Here is a 24,673-nt window from a genome sequence, read left to right as displayed (position 1 = left end):
CTGTTCACCTACTTCCCGGCGGCCCGCAGGGCGCCCATGTATGAGGTCAGGACCGCGGCATGGCCCGGCTCGACCGAGGCCATGATGCGGGCACCGGTTTCCGGCTGGACGCGGGCCAGGATCTGCGCGGCGAAATCCGGCGGCAGGTTCGACAGGACCATGGCCGCCTGTTCCGGCTTCATCTGGTCGTAGACCGCGATCAGCCGCGCGATGTCCTCGGTCTGCGCCTGGCTTTGGCCGCGGCTGTTCTGGGCGATCTGCTGCCTAATCTTGCGCAGCTCGACCAGCCGCTCGGTCAGCCGCTTTTCGGCCGCGCCGATCTCGGCCTTGCGCCGCTCGATGTCCTGCATGTAGCGGTCGATGCGCAGGGCGCGCTCGCGCAGCGTCTCGGCCAGGGCCACCGCCTCGGGGACATCGGAGCAGCCGGCCATCAGCTCGGACGGCACGGCATGGGCCGACAGCCGCGACAGCCCATCCATCAGCATCGCCGCCTGGCCGGCCGCGGCCAGGATCATCACGCCGCCCAGGATCGACAGGACCGGCCTACGCATCCACCACCGCCCCTTCGCGCCGGCGGCGGCGTTGCAGCCGGTTTGACCGCTGCGGGCCGGGCTCGGCGAATTTCTGTTGCAGCATCCAGAAGGCGCGCTCCTGTTTGGCGCGTTCGATCTCCTCGGCCAGGGCCTGGGTCGCTGCGGTGGCCTCGGCCTTGGCCAGCAGGATGGATTTCTCCAGCCGGCCGATCTCGCTGGTCATGACGGCGATGGCGCCGCCCAGGCCGGTCTCCAGGTCGTTCAGCTTGCGCAGCCGGCGGGCCAGCATGAAGCAGAATGCCGACAGCCCGATGGTAAAGGAAGGTCTGAAAAACCTCGCGCCTCGCGCGCCTTGAGGTAGACTGGGCGGGACATCAGAGGATGCGCCCCGATGCCCAAGCAGCCTGCCTTTCCCGGCCTCCGCCAATCGATGAAGAAGAAGCAGACGCGGCGGGAGAAGTTCCTCGCCGAGATGGAGGCTGTGGTGCCGTGGAGCCGCCTCCTTTCACTGATCGAGCCGCACTACCCCAAGGCTGGGCCGAAGGGCGGGCGACCCCCGATGCCGCTGGAGACGATGCTGCGGGTCTACTTCCTGCAGCAGTGGTACGCCCTGAGCGATCCGCTGGCCGAGGAGATACTGTATGACAGCGACGCCATGCGGCAGTTCGCGGGCATCGAGCTTGGCGACGATCGGATCCCCGACGAGACCACGATCCTGAACTTCCGCCACCTGCTGGAGAAGCACCGACTGACCGAGCAGCTGTTCGCCGAGGTGAACAGCCATTTGGCCGATCAGGGGATCACGCTGCGCTCCGGGACACTGGTGGACGCAACCATCATCGACGCGCCCTCGTCGACCAAGAACGAGGCAAAGGCCCGCGACCCCGAGATGTCATCCACGAAGAAGGGCAATACCTGGTACTTCGGCATGAAGGCGCATGTGGGCGTCGATGCTGACAGCGGCATCGTGCACAGCCTCGAGACGACGACGGCGAAGGTCCATGACAGCCAGGTCTGGGACGCGCTCCTGCACGGCGGGGAGACATCAGTCTGGGCGGACAGGGGCTATGTCAGCGCGGCGCGGGAGGCCGCGTTCTCCGGGCCGGGCAAGTTCTGGGGCGTCATGCGCAAGGCGCCAAGGGGCGGTGCGCTGCATCCCGTCGACGCGGACATCAACCGGGTCATCGCCAGGGTGCGCGCTCGGGTCGAGCATCCCTTCCGGGTAATCAAGCAGCAGTTCGGGTATCTCAAGACCCGCTACCGCGGGCTTGCAAAGAACCGTGCTCAGCTCTTCACCCTGTTCGCCCTCGGCAACCTGTTCCTCGTCCGACGAAGGCTGCTGGCATGAGGTGGAGTCTGCCCACAGGTGCCGATCCCGGCCCTTCGAACGGGCCGATACCCGGAAATCGTCGGCATACCCGGTCGACGTGCCCTCGTCAGACCGCCTCTGCCCGAAAATCCGCGAAGCCGAAGCGGTAGTTCAGACGATCCTAAAGGTGATCAGAACGACTTGTAAAAGCTGGGCAATCGTCATTGGATCCTGAACTCCGTGATGAGGACATCGGTGAACGCCTCCTTGCCCAGGACGAAGACGGCGCGCGTCGCCAGCTCGTCCCGGACGATGTCCAATATTCCGCGTTTCTCGAAAGCGGCTGGGTCGATGTCGGTGAGAAAGCCGTTGAAGCTGTCCAGCAGGCGCGGGATCAGGTGCTCGACCTCGGCGCGGCGGTTCTGGTCGGTCTCGATCTTGACCGTCATCACCAGCGTCCGCCCCCGTGGCCCGGCCAGCGTCAGCACGATCTGGGGAATATCGACGAAGGCCACGGCCGGCGCGGTCATGGTCTGCACCTTTTCCGGCTTCGGCCCCAGAAGCGACAGGGGCGACCAGAATCCCAGCCAGGTCGAGGCAAAGCCCGCCCCGCCCAGGACCAGGGCCAACCCCAGCGGCAGCAGGATGCGCCCGATCCCCCCGCCGGGTTTTTCTTCCGCGTTGATGTCGGCGACATCGGTCATGGTGATTCTCCGTCCGTCCGGGGACTGGATAACACCCGCGGGCTAACCAATTCTTAATCGCCCCCGTGCCATGAAGGTCGCGACAAGGATAACGGCGATTCGAAGGGGACGGTTTTGCTGAAGCTGCAGGACTACTGGCGCGAAAGAAGCGCAAGACAAAGGGCCGTGCTGGCGGCTGCCTTCCTGTTCACCTTTGCCGCCATTGCCGGGCTTTCCTGGCTGGCCAGCCGGCCCGGCATGGCGCTGCTGTATTCGGGGCTGGATTCGCAGCAATCCGGCGCGGTCATGGCCGCGGTCGAGAAATCCGGCATCCCCTACCAGATCCGGGGCGATTCGATCTGGGTCGCGGAAAGCCGGCGCGACGAATTGCGCATGATGCTGGCCGGCGAGGGGCTGCCCTCGGCCGGCGGCAAGGGCTATGAAATCCTGGACGGGATGTCGGGTTTCGGCACCACCTCGCAGATGTTCGACGCTGCCTATTGGCGCGCCAAGGAGGGCGAGCTGGCGCGCACCATCCTGGCCCTGCCGAACGTCAAGGCGGCGCGCGTGCACCTGGCCGTGCCGCAGGGCCGCGGCTATCGGCGCGAGGCCGAGGCGACCGCCTCGGTCACGCTGACGACCGACGGCACGCCGATCAACCGCAGCCAGGCCAAGGCGCTGAAGTTCCTGGTCTCCTCGGGCGTGCCGGGCATGTCGGCGGACCGTGTGGCGGTGATCGACAGCGAACGCGGCGTCATTTCCTCGGGCGAGGATTTCGCCGGCGAGGACCGCGAGGCCGAGATGAAGCGCAATGTCGAGCGCATCCTGGCCGCGCATGTCGGCCATGGCAATGCCATCGTCGAACTGCACCTGGACGTGGTCAACGAATCCGAGTTCCTGACCGAGCAACGCTTCGACCCGCAGGAGCGTGCGCTGATCTCGCAGGAAAGCGAGGAAAGCGCCGATGAAAGCAGCAATGCGCAGCAGAGCGCGGTTACGGCCGCGTCGAACCTGCCCGAAGGCCAGGAGAATGCCGGCGACCAAGGCCGCTCCTCGCGGTCGGAAACCCGCCAGCGTTCGAATTTCGAGGTCAGCAAGGTCACGCGCGAGGTGACACGCCAGCCCGGCGCCACCCGCCGCCTGACCGTCGCCGTGCTGGTAAACGGCACCGCCCGGACCGAGGCCAATGGCGAAACCATGCTGGTGCCGCGAGAAGAGGCCGAGCTTCAGGCGATCCGCGAACTCGTCGCCTCGGCCGTGGGCTTCGACGAGGCGCGGGGCGATGCGATCACGGTGAAATCGCTGGCCTTCGCCTCGCTTTCCGAGGCGGGCACCCTGGCCAGAACCGGCGGCCTGCTGTCCAGGCTGGACCTGAACGGGCTGATCCGCATCGCGCTGGTCGGCCTTTTCGCGCTGGCGCTGGCGGCCTTCCTGCTGCGTCCGCTGCTGCGCTCGAGGCCCGCGGGCCATCCGGCGCAGGCCATGCTGGACCATTCCGAACCTCCGGCGGCGCTTGCGGTTGCCAGGGCCGAGGGCAGCCCTCCTCCGTCCCAGGCCAATGTCGTGCCCGAGATCGACTTTACGCCCATGGGGGCAGAGGACGGCGATCCGGTCACCCGGCTCAAGGATCTGATGAAATCGCGCAAGGACGAAAGCCTGCAGATCCTGTCGGGCTGGATCGAGAAACGTGAGGATGCGCTATGAGCCCCGCCGCGCTTCGGCTTGATTCCTTTTCCTTGGGCGCCGCGGGTGCCGGTGGGCTGGCACCCGCGGCCGAGCGCGAGGAAGCCTTTCAATGCGGTTATGAAAAGGGCTTGGCCGAGGGACGCGAGGCCAGCTTGGATGCGCTGACCCAGGCGCTGGCCGACCTGCGCTGCGACATGCGGATCGGCCAGGAAAAAGAGGTCGCGTTGCGCGCCGAGCTTCGCAAGGCGCTGGCGCCGGTGCTGCATGCATTGGTGGATGTGCTTGGCCCGCGCTCGCAAAGGGAGCGGCTGCGGCTGGCCCTGGCCGATGAGGTGGCGCGGATCGTCGAACACGCGCCGGACCGCGCGCTGGTGGTCCGTTGCCCGCAAGACCTGCAACCCGACCTTGCCGACTGCCTGGGCCGCGGGCAGTTTCCCCAGGTGCGGATCGAGAACCTGCCGCCGGGGCGGGAGATGGTCGAGCTGGTCGCGGGCCAGGGCACGATCCTCTTCGATCCTGCGGCGGCTTGCGCGGAACTGAAGGCCATCATCGACGACATCAAGACCGGGGACTGATCATGGACGATCTTGCCAGCCTTATTGCCACCGACCAGATCCAGGTGGAAATCGCCATCCGGCTGGGCGGCACGCAACTGACCGTCGCCGAGCTGTCGCGCCTGCGGCCGGACGACGTGCTGACCCTGGACCAGGACATGTCGGACGGCGTCGAGATCTGCGTCGGCGACAAGGTCATCGCGCGGGGCGAACTCGTCTCGGGCGATGAGACCGACAACCGGCTTTGTGTCCGCATCCTCGGCCCGGCAGGCGCATCGTGATCAGGCTGGTGCCTGTCCTTGCCCCGGTCCTTGCGGCCCTGCTGCTGCTGCTGCCGCAGGCCGCGGCGGCGCAGGATCTGCCGCTGATCGACCGGGCGGGCCTCGACGGGGCGGGCCTCGAAGCCGTCGCCGGCGGCATCGGCCGGCATGCGATCACGCTGCTGGCGGTGATGACGGCGCTGTCTCTGGCGCCGGGCATCGCCATTATGGTGACCTGCTTTCCCTTCATCGTGACGGTGCTCTCGATCCTGCGCCAGTCGCTGGGCTTGCAGCAATCGCCGCCGAACATGCTGATCGTCAGCCTGGCCATGTTCCTGACCTGGTTCGTGATGAGCCCGGTGCTGACCGAGGCCTGGCAGGTCGCGGGCGCACCGCTGCGCGACGGCGCGATCACCGTCGAGCAGGCGTTCCAGCGCGGCATCGTCCCCTTCCGCGGCTTCATGGAGCATCGCACCGACCCCGAGATGCTGGCCACCCTGGCCGAGATTGCCCCCGACCCACAGGCATCGCCCGACCGGCTGTCGGTGCTGATCCCCGCCTTCATGCTCAGCGAGATCCAGCGCGCCTTCGAGATCGGCTTCCTGGTGGCGCTGCCCTTTCTCATCATCGACCTCGTGGTCTCGGCTGTGCTGATGTCGATGGGCATGATGATGGTGCCGCCGGTGGTGGTGGCCTTGCCCTTCAAACTGGCCTTCTTTGTCGTGGTGGACGGCTGGGGCATGATTGCGGCCGCGCTGGTGCGAAGCTATCAATAACAAACCGTTCACCGCGCGTTCCGCGCCAGCTGGGGCCGGCGCATTCGCAAGGTCATGTCGTTCCGATATTCCAGGAGCTGCGAACTTGAACATCCGACCGGAAACGGACAGCAAACCAGATGGGAGCAGGGCGATGCTCCGCCTGCTTGGGCTGATCCTGGCGATTCTTGCGGCCTCGCCGGTCCTGGCTCAGGCTCCGCTCCGCGTGGAGTTCGTGCAGGTCGAGCAAGCCGAGCTGACCTTCGACGCCGCCCTGACCGGCACCATCCATGCCAAGGACAGCGTCGATATCGGCTTTCGGCTGGGCGGCCGCGTCGTGGAAGTGCTGGTGCGCGAAGGCGATCGGGTCAGCCGGGGCCAGCCGCTGGCCCGGACCGATCCCTTGCAACAGGAACAGGCGCTGCGCGTGGCCGAGGCGGCGGTCGCCTCTGGCGAGGCGGCCGAGGCCCAGGCCGACCAGGCGCTTCAGCGCGCCGATGCGATGCTGAAGCGTGGCGTGGGCACACGGGCTGCGCTGGATGCGGCAAGCCAGGCCCTGTCCGCGGCCAGGGGCGGGCTGGCGCAGGCGCGCACGGCCCTGGGCCAGGCCCAGCGTGCGCTGGAGGATACGGTGATCCGCGCGCCCTCCGATGCCATCGTCACCGCGCGCCGGGCCGAGCCGGGGCAGATCGTCGGAGCGGCGCAGGCGGTGATCTCGCTGGCTTCGGCGACCGGGCGCGAGGCGGTGTTCCAAAGCCCGGATTCGCCGCTGCTGCAGGGTGCGATCGGCGCGCCGGTGACGCTGACCGGCATCGATTTTCCCGATCTGCACATGACCGCGCATGTGACGGAGATCGCGCCGCTGGTCGATCCCGCCACCGGTTCGGTCACGGTGCGGGCCGAGATCGAGGACGCTCCGCCCACCGCCAGCCTGCTGGGCGCGGCGGTGCGGGGGGCGGTGCATTTCCCCGCGGGCAGCGGCATCGCCGTGCCCTGGACGGCGCTGACCTCGGCGGAGGGCCAGCCGGCCGTCTGGCTGGTGGGGGCGGACAACCGCGTCTCGCTGGCGCCGGTCCGGATCGAGCGATTCGCCAATGGCACGGTGATCCTGGGCGCCGGGGTGGAGCCTGGGCAGACCGTGGTCGGGGCGGGGGCGCAGATGCTTTACCCCGGCCGCGCGGTCGTGGATGCGGCAGCGAGGCAGGAATGATGCGCAAGGCCCTGATTCCGGCGCTGCTGGTGCTGGTCGCGCTTGCCGGCGGCGCGGCCGGTTTCCCGCTGCCCTGGCAGAAACCCCAGGAGGCGACCGCCGCGGCCCCGCGCCCGGTGGCCAGCCTCCTCGTCAGCGATGCCCAGGCTGCCGGCCATTCCATCCCCGGCGTGATCGCCGCCCGGATCGAGGTCGCCCTGGGCTTCCAGACCCTGGGCCGGGTGACGGCGCGCAATGCCGATGTCGGCGATGTCGTCCGCCGGGGCGACGTGCTGGCCACGCTCAATCCCGACGACCTGCAGGGCGATGTCCGCGCCGCCCAGGCCGCGGTCGAGGCGGCGCAGGTAGAGCTGCGCACCGCCCAGGCCACGGCCGAGCGCACGCGGGCCCTGGCCCGGCGCAACGTCGCCTCGACCGCGCAGCTGGAACAGGCCGAACGCGCGCTGGTCGCGGCGCAGGCCGCCGAGCAGCAGGCGCAATCCGAACTGATCCAGGCCCGCGACGCCGAAGGCTTCGCCGAGATGCGCGCGCCCTTCGACGGGGTGGTCAGCGCGGTTTTCGTGAATGCCGGCGCCGTGGTCAGCGCCGGAGAGCCGGTGTTGCGGCTGTCCACCCAGGACGGCATCGAGGCGGTGATCGACCTGCCCGATGTCGTGCTGTCGCGCGTGGGGCAGGGCGATCCCTATGAGGTCTGGACGGAAAACGACCCCGGTCGCATCCTGCCGGCGACGGTCTCGCAGATCGAACCGGTGGCGGATGCCGCGACCCGGACCCGGCGCATCCATCTGGCGCTTGGCGAGGATGCCGATTTCCGCCTGGGCGCGCTGGTGCGGGCGCGTCCCGCCGGCGCCGCCGCCGCGCGGCTGGTCCTGCCCCAGGCAGCCATCCTTGAACGCGACGGCGCCGAACATGTCTGGGTGGTCAGCCGCGACGGCGACCAGGGCACGGTCGCCCTGCGCCGGATCGAGACCCAGGGCCCGCCGATCGGCGGACGCGTCACCGTCGTCTCGGGCCTGGCCCAGGGCGAGGAGGTGGTGATCCGCGGCATCCATTCCCTGACCGAAGGCCAATCCGTGGGACCAAGCGTGAAACCATGACCAACCGCGGCTTCAACCTGTCCGACTGGGCGCTGCATCACCGTTCGCTGGTGTGGTTCCTGCTGATCGTCTCGATGGTGGCGGGCACGCTGGGCTATCTGCGCCTCGGCCGCGAGGAGGATCCGAATTTCACCATCAAGATCATGGTGATCAGCGCCTCGCTGCCCGGCGCCACCATCGAGGACACGCTGGAGCAGGTCACGACGCGGATCGAGACCAAGCTCGAGGAACTGGACGAGCTGAAATTCACCCGTTCGGTCACCATGCCGGGGCAGTCGGTGGTCTATCTGGAGCTGGATCCGACCATCCGCGGGCCGCAGGTGCCCGAGGTCTGGAAGCGCGTGCGCAACATGATGTCGGACATCCGCCCGGAATTCCCGCAGGAGTTCCAGGGCTTCCAGTTCAACGACGATTTCGGCGACGTGTTCGGCAATATCTATGCCTTCACCTCGGACGGCTTTACCCAGCGCGAGCTACGCGACCGGGTCGAGGATATCCGCAAGCAGGTCCAGGCCCTGCCGATGGCGGGCAAGACCCTGCTTCTGGGGGTGCGCAAGGAACGGATATTCCTGGAGTTTTCTTCGGCCCGACTGGCGGCGATGGGGCTGAACCACAACCAGGTGGTGCAGACGCTGGCGCTGCAAAACGCCATCTCGCCCTCGGGCATCGTGCAGGCCGGGCCCGAGCAGGTGCTGGTGCGCGTGGGCGGGCAGTTCGACGATGCAGCCGCGATCGCGGCGGTGAACCTGCGGGTCGGGGACCGCTTCTTCAACATCGGCGACGTGGCCACCGTGACCCGCGGCTACGAGGATCCGCCGAGCGCGCTGTTTCGCTATAACGGCAAGGAGGCCATCGGCCTGCAGATCGGTATGCGCGAGGGCGGCAACATCCTGGAATTCGGCCAGGAGGTCGATGCGCTGATGGCTGAGGTGGCCCGCGGCCTGCCCATCGGCATCGAGATGGCCAAGTTCGCCGACCAGCCGCATGTGGTGGACGAGGCCGTCGGCCATTTCGTCCAGGCCCTGGCCGAGGCGGTGGCCATCGTGCTGCTGGTCAGCTTCGTCAGCCTGGGCCTGCGCGCCGGCTTCGTGGTGACGCTGACCATTCCGCTGGTGCTGGCGATCACCTTCATCGTGATGGACATCTATGGCATCACGCTGCAACGCATCTCGCTCGGGGCGCTGATCATCGCGCTGGGGCTGCTGGTCGACGACGCGATGATCGCCATCGAGACGATGATCTCGCGGCTGGAGGTCGGCGACAGCCTGGAGCGCGCCGCCAGCCATGCCTGGAGTTCCATCGCCTTCCCGATGCTGACCGGCACGCTGGTCACGGTGGCGGGCTTCATTCCCATCGGGCTGAACAGCTCGGCGGCGGGTGAGTTCACCTTTTCGCTGTTCGTGGTGATCGCGGTTTCGCTGATCGTCAGCTGGATCGTCGCCGTGCTGTTCGCACCGCTTCTGGGCGTCACCCTGCTGCCCGCGACCATGGCGCACAAATCCGAACGGCCGACCTGGCTGCGCCGGCAGTTCCACGGCCTGCTCTTGTGGGGCATGCGCCACCAATGGCTGACCATCGCCATTACGCTGGCCGTGTTCGCGGTTTCGGTCGTGGGCATGCGCTTCGTCGAGCAGCAGTTCTTCCCGACCTCGGACCGGACCGAGATCATCGTGGACGTGACCGAGCGCGCCAATGCCTCGATCGCCAAGACCGATGCCGACATGGCCCGGATCGAGGCGATGCTGGCCGAGGAGCCGGACGCGCTGTTCTGGACCACCTATGTCGGCCGCGGCGCGCCGCGCTTCATCCTGTCGATGGATGTGCCCACCCCCGGCCCCTATATGGGCCAGATCGTGATCCAGACCCCGGACCTGGCGGCGCGCGACCGGCTCAAGGCGCGGCTGGTCGAATTCGCCGGGCGCGAGCTGATCGGCACCGACATCTATGTCAAGAACCTGGAAATCGGGCCGCCGGTGGGCAAGCCGGTGCAATACCGCGTCTCGTCGCCCGACCCCGAGCAGGCGCGCGACGCGGCGCGCGAACTGGCCGCGGTGCTGGCGACCGAGCCGCGGCTGCGCGACATCGCGCTGGACTGGAACGAGCCCGCCCGCGTGGTGCGGCTGGAGGTGAACCAGGACCAGGCCCGCCGGCTGGGCCTGACCAACGAGGACATCTCGGGCGCGCTGTCGGGCACTTTCAGCGGCCGCACGATCACCCAGCTGCGCGACGGGATCTTCCTGATCGACGTCGTTGCCCGCGGCTCGCAGGCGGATCGCGAATCGCTCGCCTCGATCCAGAACCTGCAGCTGGCGACGCCGACGGGGATGCCGATCCCGCTCGCCTCGCTGGCCAAGCTGGAATACGATACCGAGCAACCGCTGATCATGCAGCGCGACGGGTTGCCGACGGTGACGGTCAAGGCCGCCATCGCCAGCAAGGACCAGCCCGCCACGCTGGTCGAGGCGCTGGCCGAGAGGGTCGCGCGCTTCCAGGCCGGCCTGCCGCCCGGCGTCAAGGTCGTCGTCGGCGGCACGGTCGAGACCTCGGCCGAGAGCCAAGAGCCCATCGCGGCCGTGGTGCCGATCATGCTGCTGATCATGGCGACGCTGGTCATGGTGCAGATGCAGGGCTTCCGGCTGTCGCTGATCGTCTTTGCCGCCGCGCCGCTGGGGCTGATCGGGGTGGTCGCGGCGCTCTTGCCCTTCGGCGTGCCGATGGGCTTCGTCGCCATCCTGGGCATCCTGGCGCTGATCGGCATCCTGATCCGCAACTCGGTCGTCCTGGTGCATGAGATCCAGGAGCTGATCGCGCGCGGCCATGCCAGATGGGACGCGGTCTTCGAGGCATCGGACAGCCGCGCCCGCCCGATCCTGCTGACGGCGGCGGCGGCCAGCCTGGCGCTGATCCCGATCTCGCGGCAGGTGTTCTGGGGGCCGATGGCCTTTGCCATGATGGGGGGTATCATCGCCGGCACGCTGGTCACGCTGATCTTCGTCCCGGCGCTTTACTGCGCCGTGTTCCGGGTCCGCCCGCCCCAGGGCGACCCGATGCCCGACCCCGAGGACCGCGCCCGCGCCGCCGCGCAGGAATAAGACCCCAAGGGCGAAGGCGTGCCCGCCGTGCCGCCGGTGGCATCGCTTGCGGACTTGCGCCCCGCTCAGCCCTCGGGGCCGGCGGCGATCTCGGCTGCGAAGGCGGGGCCGAAACGCTCCAGCCGCGCCGCGTCCAGATAGCGCGACAGGTCGCGCGGCCGCTCCTCGGCGATGCGGCGCAGGGCGGAATTGCCGACCGAGAGCGGCTTTTCCGTGCCGTCCTCGCCGCGCATCAGCCGGGCCTGCGCCTCGGCCAGCCGGTCGAACAGATCGGCCGAGGCCCGGCCGGCCAGCGCCCGGCGCGCCGGATGCATCGGCGCCACCTCGCCGGCGATGACGCGCAGGAATTCCTCGCCGTAGCTTTCCAGCTTCTTGGCGCCGACGCCGTTCACGCGGGCCATCTCGTCCAGCGTTTGCGGGCGGCTTTGCGCCATCTCGATCAGGGTGCGGTCGGGAAAGATGACATAGGCCGGCACCCGCGCCGCCTCGGCCAGTGCGCGGCGCTTGGCCTTGAGCGCGGAAAGCAGCGGCGCGTCCTCCTCGTCGACCTGTGTGCGCACCACCACGGCGGGGCGGGCGCGGGTCATGGCATCGCGGCGCAGGGTGATCCGCTCCTCGCCGCGCAGCACCGGATGGGCGGCGGCGGTGATGGCCAGGCCGCCATGGCGTTCCGGGTCGGGGCGGATCAGGTCGCGGCCCAGCATCTGCCGGATCACCGCCTGCCATTGCGCCTTGGACAGGTCGCGGCCGCAGCCGAAGGTCGGCAGCCGGTCATGGCCGCGTTGGCGGATGCGGTCGGTCATGGTGCCGGTCAGCACGTCGATGACATGGCCGGCGCCATAGGTCTGGCCGGTGCGCAGCACCGCCGACAGCACCTTCTGCGCCGCCTCGGTCGCGTCGAAGCATTCGGGCGGGTTGTCGCAGATGTCGCAATTGCCGCAGGGCGCGGCCTTTTCGCCGAAATAGCCCAGCAGGGCGACGCGGCGGCAGGCGGTGGCCTCGGCCAGGCCCAGCAGCGCGTTCAGCCGGGCATGGTCGGCGGCCTTGCGCTCGGGCGGGGCCAGCCCCTCGTCGATCTGGCCGCGGCGCAGGCGGATGTCGTCGGGACCGTAAAGCGTCAGCGTCTCGGCCGGGGCGCCGTCGCGCCCGCCGCGGCCGATTTCCTGGTAATAGGCCTCGATGGATTTCGGCAGGTCGGCATGGGCGACCCAGCGGATGTCCGGCTTGTCGATGCCCATGCCGAAGGCCACGGTCGCGACCACGATCAGCCCGTCCTCGCGCTGGAAGCGCGCCTCGACCTCGCGGCGCAGGTCGGGCTCCATGCCGCCGTGATAGGCGACGGCGGCAAGGCCGGCCTCGTTCAGCGCGCCGGCCAGCGTCTCGGTCTTGGCGCGGGTGCCGCAATAGACGATGCCCGACTGGCCGCGGCGCGCGGCGGCGAAGTCGAGGATCTGCCGGCGCGGCCCGTCCTTGGGCTGGAAGGCCAGGTGGATGTTCGGCCGGTCGAAGCCACGCAGGAAGATCTGCGGCTGCGCGCCGTCGAACAGGCGCTTGACGATTTCCTCGCGCGTTTCGGCATCGGCGGTGGCGGTAAAGGCGGCCAGCGGCACCGACAGCGCCCGGCGCAATTCGCCCACGCGCAGGTAGTCGGGGCGGAAATCATGGCCCCATTGGCTGACGCAATGCGCCTCGTCCACGGCGATGGCCTGCACGCCGGCGCGGCGCAGCATGGGAATGGTCGCGCCCGAGGCCAGCCGTTCGGGCGCCATATACAAAAGCCGCAATTCGCGGGCATTGAGGGCCCGCAGAACCTCGGTGTTTTCCTCGTCCGAATTGCCGCTGGTCAGGGCGGCGGCGGCGACGCCCGCCTCGGTCAGCGCCCGGACCTGGTCGCGCATCAGGGCGATCAGCGGCGAGATCACCACCGTCAGCCCGTCCCGCATCAGCGCCGGCAGCTGGTAGCACAGCGACTTGCCCCCGCCGGTCGGCATGATCGCCAGCACGTCGCGGCCGGCAGCGACGGCATCGACGATCTCTTCCTGCCCCGGCCGGAAGGCGTCGAAGCCGAAGACCTGCCGCAGAAGGGGCGCGGCCGACATCTAGAAGCCGTAGAACCAGGCCGCGTTATTGGCGAGCGCGCGCTGCAGGATGATGATGCCGATGAAGACCACCAGCGGCGCCAGGTCCAGCCCGCCCGTATTCGGCAGGATCGAGCGGACGGGGCCGTAGATCGGCTCCAGCAGGCGGTTGAGCCCGTTCCAGACCTGCCAGATCAGCGGCTGGCGCAGGTTCAGCACCTGGAAGTTGATCAGCCATGACATGATGATATGGGCGATCATCACGAACCAGACCACGTCGAGTATCAGCATCAAGGCTTCGTAGAGCGTGCCCATTCCATCCCCTTCCGGCTGTTCCCCGGACAGGTAAGGCAGGCATCCGCATTGCGCAAGGCGCAGCATCGCCGCCGCAGCGTTCCGATTGACGCGTCCCGGTGCCGCGGCTAGCCCCGCAGCCGTCCGCCAGGCAGAAGAGGTCGCCGATGTATCCCATGCTCCGCTTTGCCAAGGAGATGCTGAAGTTCCGCAAAAGCGCCCGGATCGGAGTGCTGGACGCGCATGTCTCGACCCATCGCTGCTGGCCCTGGGATCTGGACCCCTGGATCGAGCTGAACAACGGCCGCACCCTGACGCTTTACGACCTGGGGCGGCTGCCCATGGCGGTGCGCACCGGCATCATCGGCACGATGCGGGAAAACGGCTGGGGCATCACCGTGGCCGGAAACACGGTGCGCTATCGGCGGCGAATCAAGGGGTTCCAGCGTTTCACCATGATCTCGCGCACGCTGGGCTGGGACGAACGCTTCCTTTACATGGAGCAAAGCATGTGGCGGCGGGGTGAGTGCTGCAACCACATGCTGCTGCGCGGCGCCATCACCTCGGACCAGGGCATCGTGGCGCCGGCGCGGCTGATGCAGGCGGCGGGGCGCGATCCGGTCAGCCCGGACCTGCCGGGCTGGGTGCAGGCCTGGATCGCGGCGGATGCCCAGCGGCCCTGGCCGCCGGTGCTGCCGCCGATTGCCCCCGCCGACCGGAATGCCGACTTGCCAGCCTGACCGCGCTGGGGCCTTATGCGCCCCGAAAGGCGGAACACAGGGTGCGCTTCAGCGCACCCCAAGGGCGGGGAACCATCATGGAACGCAGACGCATCTGGGGCTGGTGGTTCTTCGACTGGGCCAGCCAGCCCTTTGCGACGCTGCTGATGACCTTCATCTTCCCGGTCTATTACGCCGAGATCGCCCGCCGGCACTATGTCGCGCAGGGCATGACGCCCGAGGCGGCGGGGGCGGCGGCGCAGTCGCTCTGGGGCTATGGCCTGGGCATCTGCGGCGTCATCATCGCGGTTCTGGCCCCGGTGCTGGGCGCCATCGCCGACAATACCGGGCGGCGGCTGGTCTGGGTCTGGATCTTTTCCGCCTTCTACATGGCGGGCGCCTGGGGGCTGTGGTTCCTGATGCCCGGCCAGCCGAACCTGCATCTGGCCATCGTCAGCTTCGGCATCGGGCTGATCGGCATGGAATTCGCCACCATCTTCACCAATGCCCTGCTGCCCGGGCTGGCGCCGCATGACGAGATCGGCCGCATCTCGGGCTCGGGCTTCGCCTTCGGCTATCTGGGCGGCGTCATCGCGCTGGCCGCGGTGCTGCTGCTTCTGGCCGAGAACGCGCAGACCGGCCGCACCATGCTGGGCATCCCGCCGGTGCTGGGCCTTGACCCGGCACTGCGCGAGGGCACGCGGGCGGTGGGGCCGTTCACGGCGCTGTGGTATCTGGTCTTCATGATCCCCTTCGCGCTTTGGGTGCCCGAGGCGCCGGGGCCGCGCCGCCCCCTGCGCCTGGGCGCGGCCATGGCTGAACTGGGCCGGCTGCTTGCCAGCCTGCGGCACCGGCATTCGCTGGCGGCCTGGCTGGCCTCGTCCATGTTCTCGCGCGATGCGCTGAACGCGCTTTACGCCTTCGGCGGGGTCTATGCCGGCACGGTGCTGGGCTGGCCGGTGTTCCTGGCCGGGGTCTTTGGCGTGGTCAGCGCCGTCTCGGCCGCCGTGATCAGCTGGATCGGCGGCCGCGCCGACCGGCGCTGGGGGCCCAAGCCGGTGATTGTCGCCTGCACGCTGGTCCTGATCGCGGTCTGCATCCTGCTGACCGGCATGAGCCGCCAGCAGGTGCTGGGCCTGGCGCTGGCCGAGGGCTCGCGCCTGCCCGATGCGCTGTTCTTCCTCTGCGGCGCGCTGATCGGCGGCGCGGGGGGCGCGCTGCAATCGGCCAGCCGCACGATGATGGTGCGCCACACCACGCCGGAACGGGCCACCGAGGCTTTCGGGCTTTACGCGCTGTCGGGCAAGGCGACGGCTTTCCTGGCCCCCCTGCTGATCGCCACGGTGACGGATGTGACCGGAAGCCAACGGCTCGGCATCTCTCCGCTCATCGTGATGTTCCTTCTGGCGCTGGTTCTGCTAGTTTGGGTCAAAGCAAAAGGAGAGGGCGCGCAGTGATCGGCAAAGCAGTGATCCGCAAATTCCTGACCGCCGCCGTGCTGGCGCTGACCGGGCTCGGCATGGCGCAACCGGCAACGGCCGACCCGCTGGCCCGCAGCGTCTTCGGTGCCGTCCCCGGCCCGACCGGGGGCGCCCCGGTCTCGATCGGGTTCTATTCCAAGGGCTGCGTCTCGGGCGCCATGCAATTGCCCGAATCCGGCCCGACCTGGCAGGCGATGCGCCTGTCGCGGAATCGCAACTGGGGTCATCCCGAGCTGGTCAGCTTCCTGATCGGCCTGTCGCAGGCGGCGCGCCAGGTCGGCTGGCAGGGGCTGTACATCGGCGACATGGGCCAGCCGCGCGGCGGGCCGATGACCTCGGGCCATGCCAGCCACCAGTCGGGGCTCGATGCCGACATCTGGATGCTGCCGCCGCAAAGCCTGCGCCTGACTGCCGCGCAACGCGAGAAGATCTCGTCGCAATCGGTGGTGAACAAGGCCGGCACCGCGCCCTCGGGCCTGTGGAGCGGCGGGCACATGGCGATCATGCGCGCCGCCGCCCGCGACCCGCGGGTCGAGCGCATCTTCGTCGATCCCGTCGCCAAGCTGGCGATGTGCCAGGCCGAGACCGGCGACCGCAGCTATCTGCGCAAGATCCGGCCGCTGGGCGGCCACGACTATCACTTCCACGTCCGCCTGGCCTGCCCGGCGGGCTCGGTCTGCCAGCAGCAGGACGCGCCGCCGCCCGGCGACGGCTGCGCCGAGGCGGCGGAATGGATCAAGAACCGCATCGACCCCAGCCGGGTCAAGCCGGTGCCGCCCGATCCCAACTATCGCCACCCCCGCAGCTTCCGGCTGAGCGAGATGCCCCGTCAATGCCAGGTCGTCGCCACCGCCCGCTAAGGCGCGGCGGCACGGCCGGTGGCGCGGCAGGGCGGCCCCGCCGCCTGCCGGGCCTTGCGCTGGCGCTGCTGCTTGTCTCGGCCTCATCGGCCTGCGCGGCCGATCCCTCGCCTTCGCCCATGCCGAAGGTGGAATATGTCGCGACCTATGTCTGGCGGATGGAGGACGAAAGCTTCGGCGGCTTCTCGGGCATCGAGATCAGCGCCGACGGCAGCCGCTTCACCGTGCTGTCCGACCGCGCCACGATCCGCTGGGGCAGCGTCCAGCGCGACGCGCAGGGCCGCATCCGCGGGCTGGAACTGGCCGGCCGCGCCCAGCTGCGCGACAGCGCCGGCAAGCCGCTGAAGCCCGGCTGGCAGGGCGACAGCGAGGGGCTGGCCATCGCCCCCGACGGCACGATCTGGATCAGCTTCGAGGGGCTGACCCGCGTCGCCCGCCACGACACGCCCGACAGCCCGGCCCAGCCCCTGCCCCGGCCGCCCGAGTTCAAGGCGATGCAGCGCAATTCCTCGCTGGAGGCGCTGGCGGTCCTGCCCGACGGCACGCTCCTGACCCTGCCCGAGCGGTCGGGTTCCCTGACCCGGCCCTTTCCGGTCTGGCGCTGGCGGAACGGCGCCTGGGACCAGCCCTTCGCGATCCCGCGCTCGGGCGACTGGCTGGCGGTGGGCGCCGATATCGGCCCGGACGGGCGCTTCTACCTGCTGGAACGCGACTTCAAGGGCCTCCTGGGCTTTCGCACCCGCGTCAGGCGCTTCGACCTGTCGGAAAGCGGCGTCTCGAACGAGCGGGTGCTGCTGGAATCGCGGCCGCTGCAATATGACAACCTGGAGGGCATCTCGGTCTGGCATGACGGGCAGGGCATCCGCATCACCCTGATCTCGGACGACAATTTCGGCTGGCTGCAACGCACCGAATTGGTCGAATACCGGGTGGCGGAATGAGCCCTGCGGCCTGCATCGCCGCGCTGGACCGCGCGGTCGAAAGCGCGCTGGCCGAGCGGCGGATCGTCGGCTGCGTGGTGCTGCTGGCCGAGGATGGCCGGCTGGTCCATGCCCGCGCCGCGGGCCTGGCCGACCGCGAGGCCGACCGGCCGATGCGGCAGGCGACCTGGCTGCGCTATGCCTCGGTCTCGAAGCCCTTCACCACGGTCGCGGCGCTGCGGCTGATCCAGGCGGGGCGGCTGTCTCCCGAGGATCCGGTGACGCGCTGGCTGCCGGATTTTGCTCCGGCGCTGCCCGACGGCAGCCGCCCCGCGATCACCGTGGACCAGCTGATGTCGCATCTGGCGGGGCTGGACTACGGCTTCAACCAGCCGCCGGACGGCCCCTATGCCCGCGCCGGGGTCTCGGACGGGATCGGCGACAGCGGCATCTCGCTGGCCGAGAACCTGCGCCGCATCGCCTCGGTGCCGCTGGACCGGCCGCCGGGCACGCGCTGGCGTTATTCGGTGGCGACCGATGTGCTGGGCGCGGTGATCGAGGCCGCAGCCGACATGCCGCTGCCCGAGGCCATGGCCCGGCTGGTGACGGACCCCTTGGGCATCGAGGCCGGCTTCCAGGCCCCGGACGCCGTGGACCTGGCCGCGAATTACGCCGATGCCCGCCCCGAGCCGCAACGGATGCGCGGCCCGACCCGTGTCCGCAATCGGCTGCAACCTGAGCAAAGCTATGCCTACCTGCCCGAGCGCATCCGCGACCCCTCGGCCTTTCCCTCGGGCGGCGGCGGCATGGCAGGGACGGCCGAGGCGGCGCTGGCGCTGCTGGAAACCCTGCGCGACGGCCCTTTCCTGGCCGAGAACCTGCGCGCCGAGGTCCGCCGCAACCGCATCCGCCAGCGCCATCCGCTGCGCGGTGCCGGCTGGGGCCATGCCTGGGCGGGCGCGGTCGTCACCGACGCGGATGCGGCCGGCATCGGCTTGCCGCAAGGCTGCCTCGGCTGGGGCGGCATCTACGGCCACAGCTGGATCGTCGATCCCGCGCGCGGCCGCAGCCTGGTCGCGCTGACCAATACCGCGGTCGAGGGGATGAACGGTGCCTTTGCGGTGGAAATCGCCGCCGCGGCCGCGCAATAAGCCCGCGCAAGGCCGTTGACAGAATCTGCAGACGGCCTTATGCGGCCTTGCCCCGACGGGGCCGAGTCTCCGCGACCTTGCCAAAACGGAAAACCAGACATGTCCCGCATCCTTCCCGGCGTCATCGCCATGGCCGCCGTCGTGGTGGCCTCGAACATCCTGGTCCAGCACCTGCTGGGCGCCTGGCTGACCTGGGGGGCGCTGACCTATCCGGTCGCCTTCCTGGTGACCGACATCATGAACCGGGTCTATGGACCGGCCGCCGCGCGCAAGGTGGTTTATGCCGGCTTCGTGACCGGCGTGCTCTGCTCGGTCGTGGCCGCGGGGCTGGACAAGACCACGCTGCGCATCGCCATAGCCTCGGGCGCGGCCTTCCTTTCGGCGCAGCTGATGGACATCTCGGTCTTCAACCAGTTGCGAAAATACAACTGGTGGCTACCACCCCTGGCGGCCAGCGTCGCCGGCTCGATCCTCGACACTGCCGTTTTCTTCAGCATCGCCTTTGCCGCACAGCTGACGCCAATCTTCCCGGCGGACGATGTTTCCTGGGCAAATGAGCTGGTTCCGCTGCTGGGCCAGGGCCCCGTCCAGCCACTATGGGTTTCGCTGGCAGTCGCCGACTGCTCGGTGAAGCTTGCGCAGGCAGTGCTGGCGCTCGTGCCCTTCCGCATCGTCGTCGGAAATTTGATCCAGCGCCGCGCGCAAATTCATTGACTGTCAAGGGTTCTGTGGCAGGCTGGACCCCATAAGGCAACTTATTGAAAGGAGGTGGTCCAGTGTCGAGAGTGATATTGGAGAGAGGTGTCGGGACAGTCAGGGGGGTCGTGGCCTGAGGGCAGCCCCAAGGGTCGTAAACCCTGACTGGGACGGTGGGCACCAACCCTAACCGGACCATCTCCGTGGATCTCGCGGGCCGTTCTCCAGGGGGGCGGCCCGTTCCATTTTCTGCTGCTTCGGCATTCGTGCGTACAGGGCATGCGTGGCGAAGCGTGAAAGGCGGTTCGGGTATTTATGGAACGAAGAAGCCGGGCCTGCGCTTCTTCGTTCCCCAAATACCCATGCGGCAGCGCAGCCGAAGACCCGACCCCGGTTGGGGGCCGGGTGGTTGCAGCAGGCTCAGATCCGCTCGATGGCCAGCGCGATGCCCTGGCCGCCGCCGATGCACATGGTGATGAGGCCCTTGCTGCCGCCGGTGCGCATCAGCTCATACATTGCCTTCACGGTGATGAGGGCGCCGGTCGCGCCGACCGGGTGGCCGAGCGCGATGGCGCCGCCGTTCGGGTTCACCCTGGCGGGGTCGAGGCCCAGCCCCTTGTTCACTGCCAGCGCCTGCGCGGCAAAAGCCTCGTTCGATTCGATCACGTCGAAATCGCCGGCCGTCAGGCCGGTGCGCTTCAGCAGTGCCTCGACCGCCGGGACCGGGCCGATGCCCATCACCTCGGGGCGCACGCCGGCGACGGCATGGCCAAGGATGCGGAACAACGGCCTGGCGCCCGCCGCCTGCGCCGCATCGGCCCGTGCCAGCACCAGCGCCGCCGCACCGTCGTTGATCCCCGAGGCATTGCCTGCCGTCACCGTGCCGTCCTTCTGGAACACCGGCTTCAGCCCGGCCAGTTTCCCGGCATCGGTCGCCTTCGGATGCTCGTCCGTGTCGAAGGCGACCACGCCCTTGCGGGTCTTGATCTCGACCGGGACGATCTGCTCCCTGAAGCGGCCCTCGGCGATGGCGGCGGCGGCGCGTTTCTGGCTTTCCAGGGCGAATTCGTCCTGCGCCTGGCGCGAGATGTCATGTTCGCGCGCGACATTTTCCGCCGTCACCCCCATATGGCCGGTGCCCATCGGGCAGGTCAGCGCGCCGACCATCATGTCGAGCATCTGCACGTCGCCCATCTTGGCACCGAACCGCGCCGCGGGCACGGCATAGGGCGCGCGGCTCATCGATTCCGCGCCGCCCGCCACGGCGAAATCCGCATCGCCCAGCATCAGCGCCTGTGCGGTCGAGACGATGGCCTGCGCCCCCGAGCCGCAGAGCCGGTTCACGTTCATCGCCGGGGTGGTGTCGGGCACCCCGGCTTCCAGCATCGCCACGCGCGACAGATACATGTCGCGCGGCTCGGTGTTCAGGACATGGCCGAAGACCACGGTGCCGATGCGCTCGGGGCCGATGCCGGCGCGCTCGATCGCGGCGCGGGTCGCGGTCGCAGCCAGCTGGATCGGCGGCACGCCGGCCAGGCTGCCGCCGAAGGTGCCGATGGCCGTGCGCGCCCCGGACAGGATGACGATTTCATTCTCGGACATGATTTCCCCCGATTGCCGTTGGCATGATGTTATTGCTAGAGCCGCGATAGCCCATCGAAAAGACCCGCCCCCTTGCGACCTTGCGGAAAGACGGCAGAATATGGCCATGACCGAGGATCCCCGCATCAGCCTGCGCCTGCATTTCGAATCCGGCCTGACCTTTGGCCGCGGCAAGGCCGACCTGCTGCAAGCCATCGACGACGAGGGCTCGATCTCGGCCGCCGGGCGGCGCATGGGCATGAGCTATCGCCGCGCCTGGTCGCTGGTCGAGGAAATGAATGCGCATTTTGCCGCACCCCTGGTGGACAGCAGCCGCGGCGGCGCCCATGGCGGCGGCGCCCAGCTGACCGCGCGTGGCCGGCAGGTGCTGGCCGATTACCGCGCGCTGGAGGCGCTGCTGCGCGACCAGGGCGCCGGGGCTTTGGGGCGGCTGCGCGCGGGGCAGCGATCTGCACCGGCGTAAATAACGGTTGCCAGCGCGGGCAAGGGTTGGTTATGTCCGTCCAGACACAACGAATGGACCAGCCCGATGCGCCTGTCTTTCCTTGCCGCCGCCCTGATCGCGCTTGCCCCCGCAGCCCAGGCCGACGAGATCACCATCTTCGCCGCCGCCAGCCTCAAGGACGCGCTGGACGAGATCGCCGCCGACTGGCAAGCCAGCCATGGCGATACGGTGGTGATCTCCTATGCCGGCAGTTCGCAGCTTGCCAAGCAGATCCAGGAGGGCGCGCCGGCCGACCTGTTCATCTCGGCCTCGACCGCGTGGATGGATGCGGTGCAGGATTCGGGCGACATCGACCCGGCGACGCGCCGCGACCTGCTGGGCAATACGCTGGTGCTGGTCGGTACCGGCAAGCCGGCCGAGGCGGCCGTGACCGAATTGCCCGGCCTGCTGGGCGACGGCAAGCTGGCCATGGCGATGGTCGATTCCGTCCCTGCCGGGCAATACGGCAAGGCGGCGCTGACCGCGCTGGGCCTGTGGGAGCAGGTCGAGGGCCAGGTCGCGCAGGCCGACAACGTCCGCGCCGCGCTGAAGCTGGTCGCCACGGGCGAGGCGCCGCTGGGCATCGTCTATGGCAGCGACGCCGTGGCCGAGCCGGGCGTGGGCGTGGTGGCGACCTTCCCGGCCGACAGCCACGAGCAGATCACCTATCCCGCCGCCGTGACCAGGGCCGCCGATACGCCGCAGGCCGCCGCCTTCCTTGACAGCCTGTCGCAGGAGCCGGCAAGATCGGTCTTTGAATCGCAAGGCTTTACCGTCACGCAATGATCCCGACCGATTGGCTTGGCCCCCAGGAATGGCAGGCCGTGCGGCTGTCCCTGCGGGTCGCCGCCGTCGCCACGCTGGCCGGCCTGCCGCCGGCCGTCGCCGTGGCCTGGCTGCTGGCCCGGCGGCGCTTTCCGGGGCATGGGCTGCTGAGCGGCATCGTGCATCTGCCGCTGATCCTGCCGCCGGTCGTCACCGGCTACCTGCTGCTGATCACCTTCGGCACCCAGGGGCCGGTGGGCAGCCTGCTGAAACCGCTGGGCATCGTCTTCGCCTTTCGCTGGACCGGCGCGGCGCTGGCCTGCGGCATCATGAGCTTTCCGCTGATGGTGCGCGCCATACGCCTGGGCTTCGAGGCGGTGGACCCCAGGTTGGAACAGGCTGCCGCCACATTGGGCGCGCCGCGGGCCTGGATCTTCCTGACCGTGACGCTGCCCTTGATCCTGCCCGCGATCCTGGCCGGGGCCACGCTGGGCTTTGCCAAGGCAATGGGCGAGTTCGGCGCCACCATCACCTTCGTCTCGAACATTCCGGGCCAGACCCAGACCCTGCCCTCGGCCATCTATGCGCTGTTGCAGGTGCCCTCGGGCGAGGCGGCGGCGCTGCGGCTGGTGCTGGTCTCGGTGGTGATCGCCATGGCGGCGGTGCTGGTCTCGGAATGGCTGGCCTGGCGCATGGCCGCGCGCATGAACGGGCGCGCCGAGGGGCGGGCGTGATGCTGGAGGTCGCCTTTCGCCACAATTTCCGGGGGCTGGCGCTGGACGTGGCCTTTCAGGCGCCCGGCGGGGTGACGGCGCTGTTCGGCCCCTCGGGCTGCGGCAAAAGCACCACGATCAACGCCATCGCCGGGCTGATGCGCCCCGAACAGGGCCGCATCGCGCTGGACGGGCAGGTGCTGTTCGACGGCGCCACGAACCTTGCGCCGCAGGCCCGGCGCATCGGCTGCGTGTTCCAGGACGCGCGGCTGTTTCCGCATATGACGGTGGCGGCGAACCTGCGCTATCCTTCGCGTTGGCGGCGCGGGGCGGCGCGCGATTTCGACCGCATCACCGGGATGCTGGCGCTGGAGCCCTTGCTGCACCGCCGCCCCGGCACGCTGTCGGGGGGCGAGCGCCAGCGCGTGGCCATCGGGCGCGCGCTTCTGTCTGACCCGGCGCTCTTGGTGATGGACGAGCCGCTGGCGGCGCTGGACGAGGCGCGCAAGGCCGAGATCATGCCCTGGCTGGAGCGCCTGCGCGACGAGATCCGGCTGCCGATCCTTTATGTCAGCCATTCGGTGCCCGAGGTGCTGCGGCTGGCGACCACGGTGGTGCTGATGCGGCAGGGGCGGGTGGTCCATTCCGGCCCGCTGGCCGCGATCCTGGCCGATCCCGAACTGGCCCCGCAGCTGGGCGCGCGCGAGGCGGGGGCGCTGATCCGCGCCACGGTCGAGGCGCGCGAACCCGACGGCATGACCCGTGTGGCCACCGCCGGCGGGCCGATGCTGTTGCCCGGCATGGACCTGGCGCCGGGGCGGGCGCTGCGGCTGCGCATCCTGGCGCATGAGGTGATCCTGGCGCGCGAGGCGCCGCGGGGCCTGTCGGCGCTGAACGTGCTGCCGGTCGCGGTGACGCGCATCGAGGGCGGGCTGGTGCAGCTGGCGCTGGGGCAGGGCGCGCAGCATGAGCGGATGCTTGCGCAGGTCACGCCGCGCTCGGTCAAGGCGCTGGAATTGCAGCCGGGAACCGCCTGCCACGCCATCGTGAAATCGGTCTCGGTCCTGCCCAGCTAGGCCGGGTCGAGCCTTTGTCATTTGCGCCCTGTCCCGGATTCCGCTTATCCTGCCGGCAAAAACATGAGGGCAGTATGAACAGGTTTCTCAAGCTCGCCATCGTCGGGCTGGTGGCCTCTTGCGGAGGGGGCGGGAACTACAAGGCACCGCGCAATCTGGAAAGCGCCTGCGCCATCGCGGCAGAGCGGCCCGCCTACATGCGCGCGATGAAGGCGACCGAGCGGCGCTGGGGCGTGCCGGTGCATGTGCAGATGGCGACGATCCACCAGGAATCGAAATTCATCGGCAATGCCCGCACGCCGCATCAATATGCGCTGGGCATCATTCCGATCGGCCGGCAAAGCTCGGCCTATGGCTACAGCCAGGCGCTGGACAGCACCTGGGACGATTACCGCAAGCAGACCGGCAACCGCCGTGCCCGGCGCGACAATATCCGCGACGCCACCGACTTCATGGGCTGGTACATGAACGATTCGGCGCGGGTGCTGGGCATCTCGAAATGGGACGCCGCCTCGCAATACCTGGCCTATCACGAGGGCCGCTCGGGCTTTGCCAGGGGTTCGCACAATTCGAAGCCCTGGCTGCTGGGCGTGGCGGGCAAGGTCCAGGCCAGGGCCGAGGTCTATCGCAGCCAGCTTGCCTCCTGCCGCTGACC

At 69.2% G+C, this 24,673-nt stretch carries 25 protein-coding genes; 19 read left to right on the top strand and 6 right to left on the bottom strand.

The window, feature by feature from the left end:
* Positions 1 to 8 precede the first annotated feature (8 nt).
* Positions 9 to 551, bottom strand: a complete 543-nt coding sequence (locus tag ACNKFW_RS00175; protein ID WP_024842710.1) for a MotE family protein — start codon at positions 549 to 551, stop codon at positions 9 to 11.
* Complete coding sequence (locus ACNKFW_RS00170) at positions 544 to 822, bottom strand: hypothetical protein (protein ID WP_244314566.1); 279 nt, start codon at positions 820 to 822, stop codon at positions 544 to 546. Before ACNKFW_RS00170 ends, ACNKFW_RS00175 begins: the two co-directional genes overlap by 8 nt.
* A 102-nt stretch (positions 823 to 924) precedes the next feature.
* On the opposite strand from ACNKFW_RS00170, the gene ACNKFW_RS00165 reads away from it, so the two are divergent.
* Positions 925 to 1,881 (top strand): IS5 family transposase, encoded by a 957-nt coding sequence (locus tag ACNKFW_RS00165; RefSeq protein ID WP_147427392.1) that lies wholly within the window; start codon positions 925 to 927, stop codon positions 1,879 to 1,881.
* Between the two features lie 182 nt (positions 1,882 to 2,063).
* Here ACNKFW_RS00165 and ACNKFW_RS00160 read toward each other — a convergent pair whose 3' ends face one another.
* Positions 2,064 to 2,546: a flagellar basal body-associated FliL family protein gene (locus tag ACNKFW_RS00160; RefSeq protein WP_024842708.1), complete on the bottom strand. Its 483-nt coding sequence runs from the start codon at positions 2,544 to 2,546 to the stop codon at positions 2,064 to 2,066.
* 114 nt (positions 2,547 to 2,660) lie between these two features.
* Between ACNKFW_RS00160 and fliF the strand changes: the two genes are divergently transcribed.
* The 7 genes from fliF (at position 2,661) to ACNKFW_RS00125 (ending at position 11,179) form a co-directional block, all read left to right on the top strand.
* Entirely contained in the window at positions 2,661 to 4,229 is a 1,569-nt protein-coding gene (gene fliF, locus ACNKFW_RS00155) for a flagellar basal-body MS-ring/collar protein FliF (protein ID WP_147427391.1), read from the top strand.
* On the top strand, positions 4,226 to 4,786 hold the full coding sequence (locus tag ACNKFW_RS00150; protein ID WP_024842706.1) for a hypothetical protein: 561 nt from the start codon (positions 4,226 to 4,228) through the stop codon (positions 4,784 to 4,786). Before fliF ends, ACNKFW_RS00150 begins: the two co-directional genes overlap by 4 nt.
* A 2-nt stretch (positions 4,787 to 4,788) precedes the next feature.
* Complete coding sequence (locus tag ACNKFW_RS00145; protein WP_024842705.1) at positions 4,789 to 5,046, top strand: FliM/FliN family flagellar motor switch protein; 258 nt, start codon at positions 4,789 to 4,791, stop codon at positions 5,044 to 5,046.
* Entirely contained in the window at positions 5,043 to 5,801 is a 759-nt protein-coding gene (gene fliP / locus ACNKFW_RS00140) for a flagellar type III secretion system pore protein FliP (protein ID WP_024842704.1), read from the top strand. Before ACNKFW_RS00145 ends, fliP begins: the two co-directional genes overlap by 4 nt.
* Positions 5,802 to 5,934: 133 nt before the next feature.
* Complete coding sequence (locus ACNKFW_RS00135; RefSeq protein WP_147427390.1) at positions 5,935 to 6,990, top strand: efflux RND transporter periplasmic adaptor subunit; 1,056 nt, start codon at positions 5,935 to 5,937, stop codon at positions 6,988 to 6,990.
* Positions 6,987 to 8,087 carry an efflux RND transporter periplasmic adaptor subunit gene (locus ACNKFW_RS00130; protein ID WP_147427389.1) on the top strand — a complete coding sequence of 367 codons (1,101 nt, stop codon included), beginning with the start codon at positions 6,987 to 6,989 and terminating at the stop codon, positions 8,085 to 8,087. The genes ACNKFW_RS00135 and ACNKFW_RS00130 overlap by 4 nt, the downstream gene beginning before the upstream one ends.
* Positions 8,084 to 11,179, top strand: a complete 3,096-nt coding sequence (locus ACNKFW_RS00125) for an efflux RND transporter permease subunit (RefSeq protein ID WP_418024409.1) — start codon at positions 8,084 to 8,086, stop codon at positions 11,177 to 11,179. The genes ACNKFW_RS00130 and ACNKFW_RS00125 overlap by 4 nt, the downstream gene beginning before the upstream one ends.
* A gap of 65 nt (positions 11,180 to 11,244) precedes the next feature.
* On the opposite strand, the gene recQ is transcribed toward ACNKFW_RS00125, so the two are convergent.
* Together recQ and ACNKFW_RS00115 are read right to left on the bottom strand one after the other, a co-directional pair.
* Entirely contained in the window at positions 11,245 to 13,278 is a 2,034-nt protein-coding gene (recQ, locus tag ACNKFW_RS00120) for a DNA helicase RecQ (RefSeq protein WP_024842700.1), read from the bottom strand.
* A complete protein-coding gene (locus tag ACNKFW_RS00115; RefSeq protein ID WP_024842699.1) occupies positions 13,279 to 13,572 on the bottom strand; it encodes a YggT family protein in 294 nt (97 codons plus the stop codon).
* A gap of 146 nt (positions 13,573 to 13,718) precedes the next feature.
* On the opposite strand from ACNKFW_RS00115, the gene ACNKFW_RS00110 reads away from it, so the two are divergent.
* From ACNKFW_RS00110 to ACNKFW_RS00085, 6 genes are all read left to right on the top strand, one after another.
* A complete protein-coding gene (locus tag ACNKFW_RS00110; protein WP_024842698.1) occupies positions 13,719 to 14,291 on the top strand; it encodes an acyl-CoA thioesterase in 573 nt (190 codons plus the stop codon).
* Positions 14,292 to 14,368: 77 nt separating this feature from the next.
* The gene (locus ACNKFW_RS00105; protein ID WP_147427387.1) at positions 14,369 to 15,727 is read left to right on the top strand and encodes an MFS transporter; all 1,359 of its coding nucleotides are present in this window, start codon (positions 14,369 to 14,371) and stop codon (positions 15,725 to 15,727) included.
* 11 nt (positions 15,728 to 15,738) lie between these two features.
* Complete coding sequence (gene mepA / locus ACNKFW_RS00100; RefSeq protein ID WP_024842696.1) at positions 15,739 to 16,611, top strand: penicillin-insensitive murein endopeptidase; 873 nt, start codon at positions 15,739 to 15,741, stop codon at positions 16,609 to 16,611.
* Positions 16,584 to 17,552, top strand: a complete 969-nt coding sequence (locus ACNKFW_RS00095) for an esterase-like activity of phytase family protein (RefSeq protein ID WP_147427386.1) — start codon at positions 16,584 to 16,586, stop codon at positions 17,550 to 17,552. The genes mepA and ACNKFW_RS00095 overlap by 28 nt, the downstream gene beginning before the upstream one ends.
* Positions 17,549 to 18,682: a serine hydrolase domain-containing protein gene (locus tag ACNKFW_RS00090; RefSeq protein WP_147427385.1), complete on the top strand. Its 1,134-nt coding sequence runs from the start codon at positions 17,549 to 17,551 to the stop codon at positions 18,680 to 18,682. The genes ACNKFW_RS00095 and ACNKFW_RS00090 overlap by 4 nt, the downstream gene beginning before the upstream one ends.
* Positions 18,683 to 18,781: 99 nt before the next feature.
* Positions 18,782 to 19,396, top strand: coding sequence for a VUT family protein (locus ACNKFW_RS00085; protein WP_147427384.1), 615 nt, complete (start codon positions 18,782 to 18,784; stop codon positions 19,394 to 19,396).
* A 402-nt stretch (positions 19,397 to 19,798) separates the two neighbouring features.
* Here the strand turns inward: ACNKFW_RS00085 and ACNKFW_RS00080 are convergent, their stop codons facing one another.
* Positions 19,799 to 20,980, bottom strand: coding sequence for an acetyl-CoA C-acyltransferase family protein (locus ACNKFW_RS00080; protein WP_151208817.1), 1,182 nt, complete (start codon positions 20,978 to 20,980; stop codon positions 19,799 to 19,801).
* Positions 20,981 to 21,086: 106 nt separating this feature from the next.
* Between ACNKFW_RS00080 and ACNKFW_RS00075 the strand changes: the two genes are divergently transcribed.
* From ACNKFW_RS00075 to ACNKFW_RS00055, 5 genes are all read left to right on the top strand, one after another.
* Positions 21,087 to 21,443: a winged helix-turn-helix domain-containing protein gene (locus ACNKFW_RS00075; RefSeq protein ID WP_024842691.1), complete on the top strand. Its 357-nt coding sequence runs from the start codon at positions 21,087 to 21,089 to the stop codon at positions 21,441 to 21,443.
* 66 nt (positions 21,444 to 21,509) lie between these two features.
* A complete protein-coding gene (gene modA / locus ACNKFW_RS00070; protein WP_024842690.1) occupies positions 21,510 to 22,250 on the top strand; it encodes a molybdate ABC transporter substrate-binding protein in 741 nt (246 codons plus the stop codon).
* Positions 22,247 to 22,963, top strand: a complete 717-nt coding sequence (gene modB, locus ACNKFW_RS00065; protein ID WP_024842689.1) for a molybdate ABC transporter permease subunit — start codon at positions 22,247 to 22,249, stop codon at positions 22,961 to 22,963. Before modA ends, modB begins: the two co-directional genes overlap by 4 nt.
* Positions 22,963 to 24,018: a molybdenum ABC transporter ATP-binding protein gene (gene modC / locus ACNKFW_RS00060; protein WP_036747101.1), complete on the top strand. Its 1,056-nt coding sequence runs from the start codon at positions 22,963 to 22,965 to the stop codon at positions 24,016 to 24,018. Before modB ends, modC begins: the two co-directional genes overlap by 1 nt.
* 74 nt (positions 24,019 to 24,092) lie before the next feature.
* Complete coding sequence (locus tag ACNKFW_RS00055) at positions 24,093 to 24,671, top strand: lytic transglycosylase (RefSeq protein WP_024842687.1); 579 nt, start codon at positions 24,093 to 24,095, stop codon at positions 24,669 to 24,671.
* The last annotated feature ends 2 nt before the right edge of the window (positions 24,672 to 24,673 follow it).

The sequence above is a fragment of the Paracoccus sp. TD-10 genome, from assembly GCF_048270675.1.
GTDB classification, from domain to species: domain Bacteria; phylum Pseudomonadota; class Alphaproteobacteria; order Rhodobacterales; family Rhodobacteraceae; genus Paracoccus; species Paracoccus pantotrophus.
The sequence above is the reverse complement of the archived record's forward strand: the minus strand, read 5'-3'. Positions and strand labels throughout refer to the sequence as shown.